6 protein-coding genes are annotated in these 17,346 nt (G+C 38.6%); 1 reads left to right on the plus strand and 5 read right to left on the minus strand.

The window, feature by feature from the left end; all coding sequences use genetic code 11:
* Positions 1 to 6: 6 nt before the first annotated feature.
* From QP953_RS17995 to QP953_RS18010, 4 genes are all read right to left on the minus strand, one after another.
* Positions 7 to 765, minus strand: coding sequence for a hypothetical protein (locus QP953_RS17995; RefSeq protein WP_309552214.1), 759 nt, complete (start codon positions 763 to 765; stop codon positions 7 to 9).
* A 231-nt stretch (positions 766 to 996) separates the two neighbouring features.
* Positions 997 to 2,808 (minus strand): apolipoprotein N-acyltransferase, encoded by a 1,812-nt coding sequence (gene lnt / locus QP953_RS18000; protein ID WP_309552216.1) that lies wholly within the window; start codon positions 2,806 to 2,808, stop codon positions 997 to 999.
* Between the two features lie 98 nt (positions 2,809 to 2,906).
* Positions 2,907 to 3,869 carry an iron ABC transporter permease gene (locus tag QP953_RS18005; protein WP_081909558.1) on the minus strand — a complete coding sequence of 321 codons (963 nt, stop codon included), beginning with the start codon at positions 3,867 to 3,869 and terminating at the stop codon, positions 2,907 to 2,909.
* A gap of 171 nt (positions 3,870 to 4,040) precedes the next feature.
* A complete protein-coding gene (locus tag QP953_RS18010) occupies positions 4,041 to 5,174 on the minus strand; it encodes an ABC transporter substrate-binding protein (RefSeq protein WP_309552218.1) in 1,134 nt (377 codons plus the stop codon).
* Positions 5,175 to 5,381: 207 nt separating this feature from the next.
* Between QP953_RS18010 and QP953_RS18015 the strand changes: the two genes are divergently transcribed.
* The gene (locus tag QP953_RS18015; RefSeq protein WP_309552219.1) at positions 5,382 to 6,950 is read left to right on the plus strand and encodes a tail fiber domain-containing protein; all 1,569 of its coding nucleotides are present in this window, start codon (positions 5,382 to 5,384) and stop codon (positions 6,948 to 6,950) included.
* A 102-nt stretch (positions 6,951 to 7,052) separates the two neighbouring features.
* On the opposite strand, the gene QP953_RS18020 is transcribed toward QP953_RS18015, so the two are convergent.
* The gene (locus QP953_RS18020) at positions 7,053 to 16,841 is read right to left on the minus strand and encodes a T9SS type A sorting domain-containing protein (RefSeq protein WP_309552220.1); all 9,789 of its coding nucleotides are present in this window, start codon (positions 16,839 to 16,841) and stop codon (positions 7,053 to 7,055) included.
* Positions 16,842 to 17,346: the final 505 nt, after the last annotated feature.

The raw sequence follows: 17,346 nt of genomic DNA on the forward strand, positions 1-17,346 counted from the left end.
ATTCTTTTACAAACCTAAAATTGGTGCAAAAATATCTTCTTCATACCCTCCTTCTTGGTAGGTTTGGTAGGCTCTTACGCCTGTCAATTCTACATCAGCTATACCCGCATTATGATTTTTTGCTACCTTTGCTCCAGTAGAGAATGTTTCCCAATTTTCCCAAGTTACCTTTAAACCACCAATTGGTAAGATTCCTACCCACATTTTCCATGCTTTTGGTAGCCCCGTCTCATCCAGAAGCCATAAATAAGAATCGCCAGGAGTCACGCCTCCTGTTGGATAAGTCACCAACAAACCTTGCGATCCATCTTCTAAATCCACCGTTCTTAATTCTGGATTTCCGTTGCGAATTTGAACAAAGCCATTCATCCAAAAAGCATCATTTATAAAATACGAATAAGCCGTCTCTAAGGTCTCTTGATCGTCTGGTTGTTCCTTTCCATCTTCATAAATTTTCCCCTTCATAGTATTAGGATTTAACAATACTCGATTGTCATTCCAACGAACTTCTACCAAATGGCGTTTTTTGTCCCAAATGTATTCGTGCATCCCCAAGAACGTCCATTCTATATAATTCGTTTGATCCCAAGCCTCTGCATTTACTGCTGTTAGCATTTTTTGCGCTAGAGCTTCTGCCTCTGGACCTTGTTTACCCTCTGGAAGAGGTTCATTGTAAACCAGATACAGCACCACAAAAGCAACTACTAATAAAAGTAAGATAATTCCAAGCCCTTTTAACAAGCCCTTTCCAATTTTTTTAAGCATAATTGATGTGTATTTTGATAATTATTTTGAGAATCTATTTAAATTCTACCTTCAAGCTACAAATACTTGATTTTGTTCCTACTTTGAAGAATATAAATTTTAAACTACTCTGATTCCATACTTACAAGCCCTAAATTAGGACGACTAATTTAGGGCTCCAACTAATATTCTTATATAACTAATAACTGATAGAATAGTTTTGAGAATTCTAAAATTTTAAATTTTCTCTCACTAGGTACTGTGCTTCTCTCCCCTCAAACCATTGGCCAACATAGAAACCAACAACCAAATAGATACTAAAATGGAAATTCGACCAATCAAGTCGCCATACAATGTATAAAAGGTTACTTTATCGTTTAAATAGATGTCATCTCGAATGGCAATAGCTTCATCATAATTCGTTGGATGATAAATATCGCCTCTACTATTGATAAAACAAGAAACGCCCGTATTGGCAGAGCGAACGACATAACGGCGATTTTCAATCGCTCTTAAAGAAGATAAATACAAATGTTGGCGATGCCCATTGCTGTTATCCCACCAACCGTCGTTGGTAATTACAAATAATGCTTCTGCGCCTTCTTTGATATAATCTGTTACATAGTCGCCATAAATAGATTCATAACAAATTAAAGGGGCTACGGCGCCTTGACTAGAAGTAAATACGGCTCGTTTGTCCTGAATACCCAAACTCAAGCCTGGTGCTCCTCCCAAATCAAGAATTAAGCCTTTGAAAAAAGGAATATTACCAATATAAGGCATGCTCTCAGCACCAGGAACTAACTTTGATTTTTTATAATAAGGAATTTCTTTCGTTTGACTGTTCAACTGTATGGCTGCGTTGTGTGCATCTCTATACTGACATTGTGTTTGCGTTGAATTACAGTACGTATAAACGTTATCTGGTCTAGGCTCTCCTTCTTTGTAACGAATATAGGTGCTTAATCCCGTAATTAAATTCAACTTAGGATGCGCTCCTGTAAATGCACGAAGTGTTTTAATTAACTGACTTTCTTCTAGTTTATTAGCTTCTATACCTCTAAAAGAAGTTTCTGGAAATAAAACATAAGCAGTTCGATCGGTTACAGCAGTTTCTGTCAATTCCATAAAACGTGTCAACTGCTGTTCTTGAGGAATACTAAACTTTTGATAATGTGGTTCAAAATTAGGCTGTACACTAACCACTTCAACAGCTTTCTCGGTCGTCACGTCATAACTATAATAAATAGCTAGAGAAACAAGAATTGGAACAATAAAAGCAATGCTTGGTTTGATGAAAACAGCTGCCAAAGAACCAGAAGGCTGTTCTTGAGACCAATACTTAAACAAACCATCTGCAATCCAAATATTAATTCCCAATATCCACAAAGAACCTCCAAAAACCCCCGTAAATTCGTACCATTGTACTAAGCTAGGCAAGTGTGCAAAACTATTCCCCAAGGTTAACCAAGGCCACGAAATATCCCAAGTTAAATGCCCTATTTCAAAGGTCATCCAAAAGCTCAGAAAACCTAAATTCGCCGCACGTTGCCCCATATTTTTTTTTGTTACATGATAAAAAATAAAAGGGATGGTCATAAAAACAGCATTCAATGTATTCCCCAACATACCAGCTATAAAAGAACTGTTTTGAATCCACCAAGTCGTTAATAGGTTCCAAATAAGAAATGTATTAAATGCCAATTTAAAAATGGTCCATTTGGAGGTGGTTGACCGCTCTTTAGAGACAATATCTTCTGCCCAAAGCAAAGGTATGAATCCTATAAACATAAGAAAAAAAGTAGGCATGGGCATAAAACCTCCCGCAAGTAGGACACCAGAAAGTATACTCGCTCCCAATAGTTTGTTTCTTTGTGGTAATGTGGTAATATATTGTCCCAAGAAGGCTAAAATACTTCCCCAAACACACAACCAAAACCAAAGTACTCGTTGTCCCCAAAGTTGATCTTGACGATACAACGTTCGTAAATCACACCCTACATAAACAGCAATCAATAGGCAAATTGTCCCAACAACCAACCTTATTTGCATTTCTTTTTTCATTCTCTTATTTTTTTATTCTACCAAAACCTCCTTATAATTCCAATCTCTTAATACAAATCATCTAATAGAAAAGAATTTAAACGGACTATTCCTTAGAACTAAATACTTCTTCGTGATAAAACAATATAAATAACCATTGGAGCTCCCAAAAAAGACGTTACTACATTGATTGGCAACATCTGATCGCTTCCTGGCAACTGTGCTATAAATTGGCACAACAATAAGGTTATCATCCCCAATAGAATGGTTCCTAATAACAATACAAAATGTCGATGTGTTTGAAAAAACATCCGAGCTAAATGAGGAACGGCTATCCCAACAAAAGCAATGGGACCGCAAAAAGCCGTTATCCCTCCTGCCAAAACAGCGGTCACTACAATAATTTGTTGTTGTGCTCGACGAACATTTACGCCCATACTCAAAGCATACTGATCTCCCAACAACAGAGCATCTAATGTTTTACTCAAACCAAATGTCAATAGTATAAATAGAGCACAAATTGGAGCTAATAATGTCAATTCTTCCCAAGTTACTCCTGTCAAACTTCCCATTGACCACAATACAAACTGCTGCAACGCTTGTTGACTACTAAAATACTGCAACAAAGATACAATCGCACTGGTAGCACTACCAAACATTAATCCCAAAATTAACAAGGTATTAATATCGGAAATGCGCCAAGAAATTAACATCAACAAAAAGAGCACAAGCCCTGCCCCTAGCATTGCCATCAAAATCAACATCCAATTGCTAGTTCCCCAAAAAGCAAAAAATGCAAAGGAAGACAACCATCCTGATGCTAAGATAAATAAAGCCACTCCTAAAGAAGCCCCAGAACTAATCCCCAATACAAAAGGACCTGCAATAGGATTTCTAAAAAACGTTTGCATTAACAAACCGCTAACCCCCAAACTAGCCCCGCTAAATATTGCAGCCATTATTTTAGGCATTCTAAAGCTCCAAACAATAGTAGCATCACTCTTAATACTTGCATTTCCTAACAAAGCATCTAGTATGCGATCCAAGGGAATAACAACAGAGCCCCATGCTAAATTCAGCATAAACAATGCAATTAGCAGGACAATAAGTATGCTTATTTTAGTTCCAATAGACAATTACGCTAAAGTTTTTAATAGTTCTTACTTCTTGTTTAGCTGGTTAACTAAAGGTGCTCTATTAAATTCGCACGTATACAATGAAGTTTAATAAAATCAATCCTATTGAGTAACTTTTTAGAGTTCCTGATAATAGTACAAACTATCTTCCTCTACTTGCTCGTCATGAAAAATATGGATCAAATCTTTTAAAACTAAGTGAGGGTTTACAATAGCGGATTCAAAAATATCAGAACCACCCTGTGCCGTGCCTCTTTTATAATAATTGTATAGTTGCCCTTCTTGAAAGGCTTTAAAATCTTGGTATTTGGATTCCGAGTCAACTAAGTCGTCTTTATTCGTCCAACTAGACATATTAATCCAGTAATCTGCCTCCAAAGCCTTGGCATATACCGCTTCAAAATCAAGTGGCACACCACTCAAACTATTATCTTCTTCCCACAAATAACGCCCCCCAGCATCTTGAATAAAGGTTGCCATAAAACTTTTGCCCCCCGCAACATACCAAGTGCCTTTGTAAACAGCCCCTGTCAAAACAGTAGGCTTTCTGTTATGCCGAGTCGCCCGTTCTTGCAGTTGTTGATACTTTGCCGCAATTTGGCTACACTTTCTCAATGCCTCGTTCTCTTTTCCCAACAAACAAGCCACAAACACTGCCCACTCTGCCCTACCCAAGGGTGTTTTCTCCATAAAATCAGACAGCAACACCGCAGGTATTCCCATCTCATTAAATTTCTTATAAGAAGCCTGATCACCTATGCTATATACCATAGCAACATCTGCATTGCTTGTCAAGGCCTTTTCATAATCAATCGTATTGCTGCCCCCAATATCCATCACACGTCCTTCTTTTAGAGCTGTCTGAACATTTTTATTATAAACATAAGCCCCATTGGACATGGCAACAATCTTATCGGTAGCCTCCAAAAAATCTAAGAAAGCCACATCTATAGTACTTGTACAAATAATCCGCTCCACAGGTACTGGAATAGTAACCGCATTAGGATAGTTGGTTGGTGCTTGTTCTTCTCTAGGATATAGAACATACTGAAACTCCTCTTGGGCATTCTTCCAAGCTTTTGTAATAGTCAAAATGGTATAAGTACCTTCTTTTTCAATGGTGAAATTTTTAGCATGGTCGAGTTCTAATATTGTTCTTTCTTTTTCAACAACATTGCTATTCGACACCTTTGTTTCGTTATTGCAAGCAATTACTATCCAACAAAAAAAGAGTAAGAAATAAATAGGCATAGCATGATTTTTTTTTGTCGCGCAAAAATACAAAAAACGCTAAGCTTTTCATCCTAATCCTAAGTTTCCTTCAAAATAAAGCAGCTATTATAGTTTTTTTTTCGTAACTTAAGTAACTAGTAGTCTTACCGTTACCTCTTACTACCCCATTTTAAAAATTGTCAAACAAATCTCATTTGTATTCTTTAACTTTCAAACCTCTATTCTATGCTACAATTTGACAAAAGAAAACAGTTTACTAAAAGTACGCAGCAACTCTTTTTTATCACAGGTTGTTGCTTCCTTTCGCTTAATCATAGCTATGCTCAAAATGTTGGTATTGGCACCCCTAGTCCAACCAACAAATTACACGTTGTAGGAGATGCTAGAATCACCTCCCTATCTGGCGTTGGTACTCGCATGGTAGTGGCAGATGCGAATGGTGTACTCAGTACGCAAGCCATTCCTGCGGCATCTGGCGACATTACCAGTGTTACAGCTGGTGACGGTTTAGTTGGAGGAGGAGCTGCAGGGGATGTTACATTAAATGCTGTCGCTATAAATGGGTTAACAACACATCCTAATGATATTCGTTTGGGAGGAACCTTAATTCAAGGTACGACGATTAGCCATGACCTCTTTAATTTAACGCATGACTTAACCAATACAGGTGATTTTCATATTGCGGACAATGGAGTCAATCGCTTTTCTGTTTTAGACAATGGACGCACAGCAGTAGGAAGTATTGCTAATGCTGGTAGATTTAATGTCACTGGTGACTCTTATTTCTCAGATGATCTTTTTCTCAGAGATGGCGCAGTTAATGGTGGCGATATTTTAGTTCGAATTTATGATTCGGCAGATGATGGAGTAATTGATTTATACGAAAACAATGCTATGAATCATAGAATTCATGGAAATGGTGTTACTGTTTTTAATGAACAAGGGAATGCCAATGCCGATATTCGCATAGAATCAGACTTACAGACCAATATGTTCTTCATTGATGCAGGAACCAACGAAATTGGGATTCAAACCAATGCCCCCTCTAGCATGCTTCAAATGACCAATGGAGGGATTAATGTTGGTGCTAATGCAATGGCTTCTTTTGATAATTCTGGTATTGATGGTGTCGCTATTTCTGGTCATGACAATAATACTGCAAATCCTTATAATGGCATAGAAGGAATTACCAATTATAGCGGTACAGCCTTTATACCTTCTGGAGTTTTTGGTTTGGCAATTAACAACAGCTTGACTCATAGAGCTATTGGCGTTCGGGGTGTTGCCAACGGACGTGATGGTGTTGGAGTTTATGGTTCTAGGCAAAATACAGGTGGTGTTGTTGGCTGGGGTGGCGTTTTTTATAATGATTTAGGCTATACGGGTTTTATGGGTGCCGTTTCTGACCGAAAAACAAAGAAAAACATCCAACCTATCCAAAAAGCATTAGATATTGTTAATCAATTAAATCCAGTGACTTATAATTTTAATTTTGAGAAATATCCTAATATGGGATTAAATACAGAAATGGAATATGGCTTTGTTGCACAAGAAGTTCAAAGTGTTCTCCCCGAAATAGTTCGAGAAAAACAACTCGTGACCAATGCTTGTGTAGAGATGGGGGCACAACAAGAACAACAAGCAGTTGTAGAAGATTTTGTGGTAATGGATTACACTCGTATTATTCCTATTTTAACTCAAGCGATTAAGGAGCAACAAGGTATTATCAAAGAGCAAAATGAACGTATTAAAGCACTAGAAACAATTACTCAAGAACTAACGTCTAAACAGTAACTTTTGTAAAATTGATCTAATTATCATTTATAAAATGGGGAGATACTCGATAGAGCATCTCCCCTCTTATTTTCACAACTAATAAGTTTTTATTATATCTTCTTACTTAATAATGGTAAATCGTTTTACCGTTGTGTATTTAGCACCATTCATACGAATATAATAAGCTCCTGCACTGATGCTGTCTAAATCAATTTGCACCTCTGTTTCAAAAGCTTTTAATTCCAAAGATTTCACCCATTTGCCACTCATATCAAAAATCGTCAATTGAATTGCCTCAGATTGAGCCTTATTAATTGCAATGGTGAATTTCCCATAACTAGGATTAGGGAAAATAGCCAGTTTAATCCCTTCATCTTCTGCTTTATCGACAGGAACAACACTACCAATATTCGTATGCAAAGAATCGATACAACCGTTCACGTCTTGAACAACTACCGCATAGTATCCTACCACAAGATTATTCAAATCTTCTGTATCATCAAAATCTCCAATTCCGTCATTATTCCAATCAAACGTAAATGGTGGCAAGCCTCCTGTTACAGATAGATTAATGAAACCATCGTTGCCCACAATTTCATCTTGTTGCTGCGTAATATTGACAACTGGATTAGGATTTACAGTAACAACGACAGAATCTACGCTGCTACAATTGTTCAGATCTACTCCTGTTACAATATAAGTAGTAGTAGTTGTTGGTACAAATGGCGTATTATCCGTTATCCCGTTATTCCAAATGTAAGTCGTTGCACCACTTCCTGCTAAAATCACGGATGCCCCATCGCAAATTACTTGATCACTTCCTGCATTAATTGCAGGAGCAGGATTAACCGTAACGATTACTTCTGCTGTATCGGTACAACCATTTGCATCCGTTCCGATAACCTTGTAAATAGTATTGTTAGTTGCAGTAAATGGAACATTATTCGTCACTCCATTATTCCAAGTATACGTTTGAGCTCCTATTCCACTTAATGTCAATAAACTATTCTCACAAACAGTTGTATCAGAATTAGCCGATACATTGGGTCGTGCATTAACCACTATCGTTACTTGATCGGTATTATTACAACCATTAACATCCGTCCCTGTCACACTATAGGTCGTTGTACTTACTGGGCTTACAGGATTTCCATTCAACACTCCATGCTCCCAAGTGTAAGTTGCGGCACCACTTCCTGTTAAGGTTACCATTCCACTTTCACAAATAGAGAATGTGCTTGCATTCGCCGCCACAGTTGGCAAAGCATTTACTGTTATTGTAATTTGATCGGTATTGGTACAACCATTAACATCTGTTCCCGTCACACTATACGTCAATGTATTTGAAGGGCTAAATGCAACACCATCTGTTACTCCAAAATTCCAAGCATAACTCATCGCACCACTTCCCGCCAAAGTTACCGAGTCTCCTTGGCAAATTGACATTGAACTGGCATTCGCTAAAACTGTTGGAGCTGGTGTCACCATTATCGCTACTGTATCAACATTGGTACAACCATTCGCATCTGTTCCTGTTACCATATATGTTGCCGTGTTAGTCGCTGCAAAAGCAACATTATCACTAACTCCATTATTCCACACATACGTTTGTGCGCCACTTCCTGATAAGGTTACCATCGTGTTTTCACAAACAGTTTGGTCTGCTCCTGCTGAAACGTTTGGTCTTGCATTAACAGAAATCGTTACTTGGTCGGTATTATTACAACCATTAACATCCGTCCCTGTCACACTATAGGTCGTTGTACTTGCTGGGCTTAAAGGATTTCCATTCAACACTCCATGATCCCAAGTGTAAGTTGCGGCACCACTTCCTGTTAAGGTTACCAACTCGCCTTCACAAATAGAGAATGTACTTGCATTCGCTGCCACAGTTGGCAAAGCATTTACTGTTATTGTAATTTGATCGGTATTGGTACAACCATTAACATCTGTTCCCGTCACACTATACGTCAATGTATTTGAAGGGCTAAATGCAACACCATCTGTTACTCCAAAATTCCAAGTATAACTCATCGCACCACTTCCCGTCAAAGTTACCGAGTCTCCTTGGCAAATTGACATTGAACTGGCATTCGCTAAAACTGTTGGAGCTGGTGTCACCATTATCGTTACTGTATCAACATTGGTACAACCGTTCGCATCTGTTCCTGTCACCATATATGTTGCCGTGCTAGTCGCTGCAAAAGCAACATTATCACTAATTCCATTATTCCACACATACGTTTGTGCGCCACTTCCTGATAAGGTTACCATCGTGTTTTCACAAACAGTTTGATCTGCTCCTGCTGAAACGTTTGGTCTTGCATTAACGGAAATCGTTACTTGATCGGTATTCGTACAACCATTAACATCTGTTCCTATTACATTATAAGTAGTCGTTGTAGTTGGACTAAATGCAACATTATTCGTTACATTGTTACTCCATGTATAGGTATTAGCACCTGTTCCTGTTAAGGTAACAGATTCGTTAGAGCAAATGGTTATTGCAGATGCGTTAGCGACCACGTTAGGCAAAGCATTAACCAAAACTGTTACTTGATCGGTATTGCTACAGCCATTGGCATCTGTTCCTGTCACACTGTACGTCGCACTAAGTGTTGGATTAATCGTAGCACCATTAGTTATACCATTATCCCACACATAATTACTAGCTCCTGTTCCTGCAAAAGTTACTGGTTCTCCAGCACAAACAATTGTATTAGTTGCTGTTGCAGCTACTATTGGTGTTGTATTGACCACAGTATTAACACTTTGAGTTGGACTATTCCCACAACCATTCGTTGCTTGTACACTCACAAGACCACCAGCATTTCCTACCACTGTATTGATACTTGGAGTCGTGCTTGTTCCTGTCCAACCATTAGGCAAAGACCATGTGTAGCTATTAGCTCCTGCAATAGGATTAACTGAAAACGTCTGGGCAGTATTTTCACAAACTGATGTACTACCAACAATTGTAGAAGGCTGCATTGGTACCGTATTGATCGTCATTGTTACAGGAGAACTATTAACAGGACCACCTATAGCACAAGCTGAATTGGATGTCATAATTACCTGTACTACATCCCCATCAAGCAATCCATTAGAACTATAAATATTGCTATTCGTTCCTACATTTACTCCATTTACTTGCCATTGGTAATTGGGGTTTGCCCCTCCATTTGTAGGCGTTGCTGTAAAGCTTACCATTGTTCCACTACAAACCGTTGTTGCTGGCATTGTTTGCACAGAGACAGAAGGTGTAGAAGAAACGGACACATCCATTACAATTGCTGCCGATGTATCTGGATTATTTGTAATACACGCTTGATTAGAAGTTAAAACAACAGCTACAACATCATTATCATTTAAGCTTGCATTAGAATAACTAGCACTATTCGTCCCTACATTTACTCCATTTACTTGCCACTGATAATCTGGAGCCGTTCCCCCATTCGTTGGTGTTGCCGTAAAATTAACCATTGTTCCACTACAAATTGTATTGGATGGCGTTGCAGATATTGTTACATCTACGGGTACACTTCCTACTGACGAAGTTGTTATTGTAATAGAATCCACCAAGACACAATTTCCACTACCCGACTGAACGATGTATGTAGTAGTACTAGAAGGAGTTGCTATTGGATTTGCAATAGTAGGATTAGACAATCCTGTCGTTGGTGTCCAAGAAAAAGTAGCTGCCCCTGTTGCGTTTAATTGGACTGGCGAACCGCCACAAACCATTGTATCAGCTGTTAATACGGATATACTGCTTGGTATAATTGTAAACAACGCATCACTTAAATCATAAATAGCTGTCGAACTTGCCTTTACACGAACCAATACATTGGATGAACTAATATTGGGTGTTGTCCAGTTATATGACAATGTTGTGGTGTTGTATCCTAATACAATGTCGTTCCAAGAATTACCACCATCTGTTGTATAAGCCAAATCGTAAGTACCGTTAGGAGAAGGCTCTGTCCATGTTATGTTATAACTATTACATCCATACAAGGTATCCCCTCCATTAGGAGACAAAACAGTTAAAGCAGGTGTATTACTACTAATGATAAATGGAATGTCACTTACATCTTCTTTACAGTTATCTATATTATCACGAATTCTAATCAAACAATTGCTAGAAGGTGCATTAGGCACTGTCCATGGGTAGGTATTATTAGAAGTATTATATCCTAAAACAACTGTAGACCATGTACTACCTCCATCGTCTGAAAAGAAGATGTCATATAGATTTGAAATTCCATCTGAAGACCACTCGATATTATAAACAGAACCAACTTGCATAATTCCTCCAAAATTGGGTTGAATAATAGTCACTGGTTTATCTACGGTAAAGGTTGCATCACTCTGATCAAAATAACTTGTATTGTAATATGGCTCTACTTTTACCAATACTTGTGACGAAGAAGTGTTAGGAATCGTCCAATTATAGGTTGCAGGATTACTAGTTTGGTACCAATTGTTAACAATCGTTGTCCAAGAGTTTCCACCATCTAGAGAGTATAAAATTCTCCAACGATTATATGCTGGTGAATGATCAAAGGTAATAGAAGTTACGGTACATCCGCCCCAACTATTTATGCCATTATCTCCATTAGGAGTCAATACGGTAACAGCTGGTTTAATCTGAAAGACAGCATCACTCACATCATTAATCAAAACATTAGCTGTATTACTCACTCGAACCAAACAAACAGTAGAAGCAACATTGGGGATTGTCCAAGAGTGCGTTCCATCATTTGAGGTATTAGTGGTTATTGTATTCCAAGATAAACCATTATCTGTAGAGTAATCTATGCGCACATTTGAATAATAAGTAGTAGGATTCCATCGTATGGTTTGCGAGGTTCCTGCATACCACACTTCTCCTCCATTAGGAGCTGTCATTATTGGAGTTGCGGGAGTCACTTCAAAAGAGGCATCCGAATCATCGTACTTACAAGTATTATTATAATCAACAACACGTATTTTATAATTTGCTGATGGGATATTAGGTGCCGTCCAAGTATAGGCATTCCCTGTAATATTAGTTGCTATCGTCGTCCAATTACCACCTCCATTCGTAGAATATTGTAAATTGTATTGTCCCGAAGCTGCGGGAGTCGTACTCCAAGTAATAGTATGGCTGGTCAAACCTTGTATTACCTCGCCGCCATTCGGACTCGTTATCGTCATATCATTGCTCGGCAATATCACAAAATTTGCATCCGATATATCATAGACACTATTATCATAATAATCTTCTACTTTAAATAAAGCTTGATTACTCGTCACGCCATTCGGTACTGTCCAATTGAATCCTTGACTTGTCCCACTGCCCGAATTAGATACAATGCTGTTTATCGCTAACCAAGTCGTTCCATTATTCGTAGAATAATAAAGCCTAAATCTGCTGATACAAGAGTTCGGTTTTGTCCAACGAATTGTATAACGACTGCAACCATATAAGGTATCACCTCCATTTGATGCCGTTACTCGTATCGGCGCTACCAAAGAAAAATTACTGGCACTCGTGTCTGCCAAACTCAAATTATTTGTTCCAGCTATCCGTACTAAATACGTTGTTCCCAAAGGTCCCGACGGTGTCAACCAATCGTGGCGTCCATCATTGCTCGTGCTTGTTGTTATCACATTCCATGTCAAACCATTGTCTGAAGAATATTCCAAACGTACATTAGAATAAAAGGTCGTTGTGTTCCACTCAATTCGATAATTACAATCTGGATACAATATCTCTCCTCCGTTTGGTGCCGTTAACTCTGGATTTAAAGGCGTTATGGTAAAGTTCCCATCAGAATCATCATATTTACAGGTATTCGTATAATCTACTATTCTTATCTTGCAACTTGTTGAAGGAGTATTTGGTATCGTCCAGTTATACGCATTGCCTGTTATGTTGCTCACGATCGTTGTCCAACTGCCACCTCCATTCGTAGAATATTGTAAATTGTATTGTCCCGAAGCACTTGGCAAGCTCGTCCAAGTAATCAAATGACTGCCTTGTGCGGCTAAAACCTCACCGCCATTCGGACTCGTTATCGTCATATCATTGCTCGGCAATATCACAAAATTCGCATCCGATATATCATAGACACTATTATCATAATAATCTTCTACTTTAAACAAAGCTTGATTACTCGTCACGCCATTCGGTACTGTCCAATTGAATCCTTGACTTGTCCCACTGCCCGAATTAGATACAATGCTGTTTATCGCTAACCAAGTCGTTCCATTATTCGTAGAATAATAAAGCCTAAATCTGCTGATACAAGAGTTCGGTTTTGTCCAACGAATTGTATAACGACTGCAACCATATAAGGTATCACCTCCATTTGATGCCGTTACTCGTATCGGCGCTACCAAAGAAAAATTACTGGCACTCGTGTCTGCCAAACTCAAATTATTTGTTCCGGCTATCCGTACTAAATACGTTGTTCCCAAAGGTCCCGACGGTGTCAACCAATCGTGGCGTCCGTCGTTGCTCGTGCTTGTTGTTATCACATTCCATGTCAAACCATTGTCTGAAGAATACTCCAAACGTACATTAGAATAAAAGGTCGTTGTGTTCCACTCAATTCGATAATTACAATCTGGATACAATATCTCTCCTCCATTTGGTGCCGTTAACTCTGGATTTAAAGGCGTTATGGTAAAGTTCCCATCAGAATCATCATATTTGCAAGTGTTTGTATAATCTACTATTCTTATCTTGCAGCTTGTTGAAGGAGTATTTGGTATCGTCCAGTTATACGCATTGCCTGTTATGTTGCTCACGATCGTTGTCCAACTACCACCTCCATTCGTAGAATATTGTAAATTGTATTGTCCCGAAGCACTTGGCAAGCTCGTCCAAGTAATCAAATGGCTGCCTTCTGCGGCTAAAACCTCACCGCCATTCGGACTCGTTATCGTCATATCATTGCTCGGCAATATCACAAAATTTGCATCTGATATATCATAGACACTATTATCATAATAATCTTCTACTTTAAACAAAGCTTGATTACTCGTCACGCCATTCGGTACTGTCCAATTGAATCCTTGACTTGTCCCACTGCCCGAATTAGATACAATGCTGTTTATCGCTAACCAAGTCGTTCCATTATTCGTAGAATAATAAAGCCTAAATCTGCTGATGCACGAGTTCGGTTTTGTCCAACGAATTGTATAACGACTGCAACCATATAAGGTATCCCCTCCATTTGATGCCGTTACTCGTATCGGCGCTACCAAAGAAAAATTACTGGCACTCGTGTCTGCCAAACTCAAATTATTTGTTCCAGCTATCCGTACTAAATACGTTGTTCCCAAAGGTCCCGGCGGTGTCAACCAATCGTGGCGTCCATCGTTGCTCGTGCTTGTTGTTATCACATTCCATGTCAAACCATTGTCTGAAGAATACTCCAAACGCACATTGGAATAAAAGGTCGTTGTGTTCCACTCAATTCGATAATTACAATCTGGATACAATATCTCTCCTCCGTTTGGTGCCGTTAATTCTGGATTTAAAGGCGTTATGGTAAAGTTCCCATCAGAATCATCATATTTGCAAGTGTTTGTATAATCTACTATTCTTATCTTGCAGCTTGTTGAAGGAGTATTTGGTATCGTCCAGTTATACGCATTGCCTGTTATGTTGCTCACGATCGTTGTCCAACTGCCACCTCCATTCGTAGAATATTGTAAATTGTATTGTCCCGAAGCACTTGGCAAGCTCGTCCAAGTAATCAAATGGCTGCCTTGTGCGGCTAAAACCTCACCGCCATTCGGACTCGTTATCGTCATATCATTGCTCGGCAATATCACAAAATTTGCATCTGATATATCATAGACACTATTATCATAATAATCTTCTACTTTAAATAAAGCTTGATTACTCGTCACGCCATTCGGTACCGTCCAATTGAATCCTTGACTTGTCCCACTACCCGAATTAGATACAATGCTGTTTATCGCTAACCAAGTTGTTCCATTATTCGTAGAATAATAAAGCCTAAATCTGCTGATACACGAGTTCGGTTTTGTCCAACGAATTGTATAACGACTGCAACCATATAAGGTATCCCCTCCATTTGATGCCGTTACTCGTATCGGCGCTACCAAAGAAAAATTACTGGCACTCGTGTCTACCAAACTCAAATTATTTGTTCCAGCTATCCGTACTAAATACGTTGTTCCCAAAGGTCCCGAAGGTGTCAACCAATCGTGGCGTCCGTCGTTGCTCGTGCTTGTTGTTATCACATTCCACGTCAAACCATTGTCTGAAGAATACTCCAAACGTACATTGGAATAAAAGGTCGTTGTGTTCCACTCAATTCGATAATTACAATCTGGATATAATATCTCTCCTCCATTTGGTGCCGTTAACTCTGGATTTAAAGGCGTTATGGTAAAGTTCCCATCAGAATCATCATATTTGCAAGTGTTTGTATAATCTACTATTCTTATCTTGCAGCTTGTTGAAGGAGTATTTGGTATCGTCCAGTTATACGCATTGCCTGTTATGTTGCTCACGATCGTTGTCCAACTACCACCTCCATTCGTAGAATATTGTAAATTGTATTGTCCCGAAGCACTTGGCAAGCTCGTCCAAGTAATCAAGTGACTGCCTTGTGCGGCTAAAACCTCACCGCCATTCGGACTCGTTATCGTCATATCATTGCTCGGCAATATCACAAAATTTGCATCCGATACATCATAGACACTATTATCATAATAATCTTCTACTTTAAACAAAGCTTGATTACTCGTCACGCCATTCGGTACTGTCCAATTGAATCCTTGACTTGTCCCACTGCCCGAATTAGATACAATGCTGTTTATCGCTAACCAAGTCGTTCCATTATTTGTAGAATAATAAAGCCTAAATCTGCTGATACACGAGTTCGGTTTTGTCCAACGAATTGTATAACGACTGCAACCATATAAGGTATCCCCTCCATTTGATGCCGTTACTCGTATCGGCGCTACTATGTTAAATGTTGCATCGCTAATGTCTAAGATTGTCGTATTTGCTACATTGCTTGCTCGAATTAAACATGTTGTCGAAATTTGAGTAGGAACTATCCAAGAATGACTACCATCATTGCTCGTATTACTTGTGATTGTCGTCCATGACACACCATTATCTGTACTGTATTCCAAATATACATTTGAATAAAACGTTGCAGGATTCCAAGTTATAGTTCTAGTACAGCCAGGAAACAAGTTTTCTCCCCCATTGGGACTCAAAAGTATCGGGTCATCTGGTGTAATGGTAAAAGGCGCATCACTTTCATCCAACATACAAGTAGTCACATGGTCTCTGACACGAACTAAGCAATTGGAAGAAGGAATGTTGGGTACCGTCCAGTTATAAGTCGCAGAACCTGTTGCATAATTTACTACAATGGTACTCCAAGTTGCTCCTCCATTTGTCGAATAGTACAAATCATAAGTATTGGATGTACCTATTGCATTCCAAGTAATGGTATGTACATCTCCTCCTTTTAGTGTCTCTCCCCCGTTCGGAGCCAACACTGTAACAGGCGTATTAATCGTAAAAAAAGCATCGCTTTGATCGACAATACCTCCACTCTGTGCATCCTTCACTCGAATTAAACAGGTGCTTGATTGTACAGGTGGTACCGTCCAAGTAAAAAGACCATTGGTAGAAAGGTAATTCGTTGTTACAGAAGCCCAAATTGTTCCTCCATCCAAAGAATAATCAATATCGTAATAATCAGAGAGCGTTCCTGATGTATTCCAAGATATTGTGTATTGCTGACAAGTGTGCAAAACCTCGCCGCCATTGGGGTCAACAATAGTGATGGTCTGTGCAGACGAGACCGTTGATAAGATGAAGCAGACTATGAATATGCTCCAAAGTTTGTAAAATTGTAACATTGTGTTTGTTTGTGGTAGGTAAAATAGGTTAAATTATACTTCTAATTTTTTGGTCACTTACGTTAATAATCAACTACATTCATGAAATAAATGCCATCTAAGAGATGTATAGCCAACTAAGCAGAGCTAATCAACAAAGTATTATTTACTAAGACTCAAAATTTTTTTTAGAATTTATCTTCTGTCTATCTTTTGGGCAAAGATAGAGCATTTATTTCTAAAAATCCAGCCTAAATTTTAGATTTACACTAAATCTCTACCAGCCTAAGCCTTCCTTTTCCTATCAACAACAATCAAAACCTGCTTTCAGAATCTTCTGCAACCGCTCTTTGGAAAGCAAGAGATTCTATTTTTTGAACAATTATTAGCTACACAAGCAAAAAACAAAGGTATTTTTTATTACAAAAACAAAAAAATGCATATTTTTGTTTTAATGTAATCGTTCAGAAAATTTTTAAAAATTACAATCTAGGTGTTGTGTCTACACACAACCTAACCCACAATT

The organism is Aureispira sp. CCB-E, assembly GCF_031326345.1.
GTDB lineage: Bacteria > Bacteroidota > Bacteroidia > Chitinophagales > Saprospiraceae > Aureispira.

What these genes read in the sequence shown, in the direction of transcription:
- QP953_RS17995 (WP_309552214.1), bottom strand. Translation starts at nt 765, where the DNA reads ATGCTTAAAAAAATTGGAAAGGGCTTGTTAAAAGGGCTTGGAATTATC.
- lnt (WP_309552216.1), bottom strand. Translation starts at nt 2,808, where the DNA reads ATGAAAAAAGAAATGCAAATAAGGTTGGTTGTTGGGACAATTTGCCTA.
- QP953_RS18005 (WP_081909558.1), bottom strand. Translation starts at nt 3,869, where the DNA reads ATGCTGAATTTAGCATGGGGCTCTGTTGTTATTCCCTTGGATCGCATA.
- QP953_RS18010 (WP_309552218.1), bottom strand. Translation starts at nt 5,174, where the DNA reads ATGCCTATTTATTTCTTACTCTTTTTTTGTTGGATAGTAATTGCTTGC.
- QP953_RS18015 (WP_309552219.1), top strand. Translation starts at nt 5,382, where the DNA reads ATGCTACAATTTGACAAAAGAAAACAGTTTACTAAAAGTACGCAGCAA.
- QP953_RS18020 (WP_309552220.1), bottom strand. Translation starts at nt 16,841, where the DNA reads ATGTTACAATTTTACAAACTTTGGAGCATATTCATAGTCTGCTTCATC.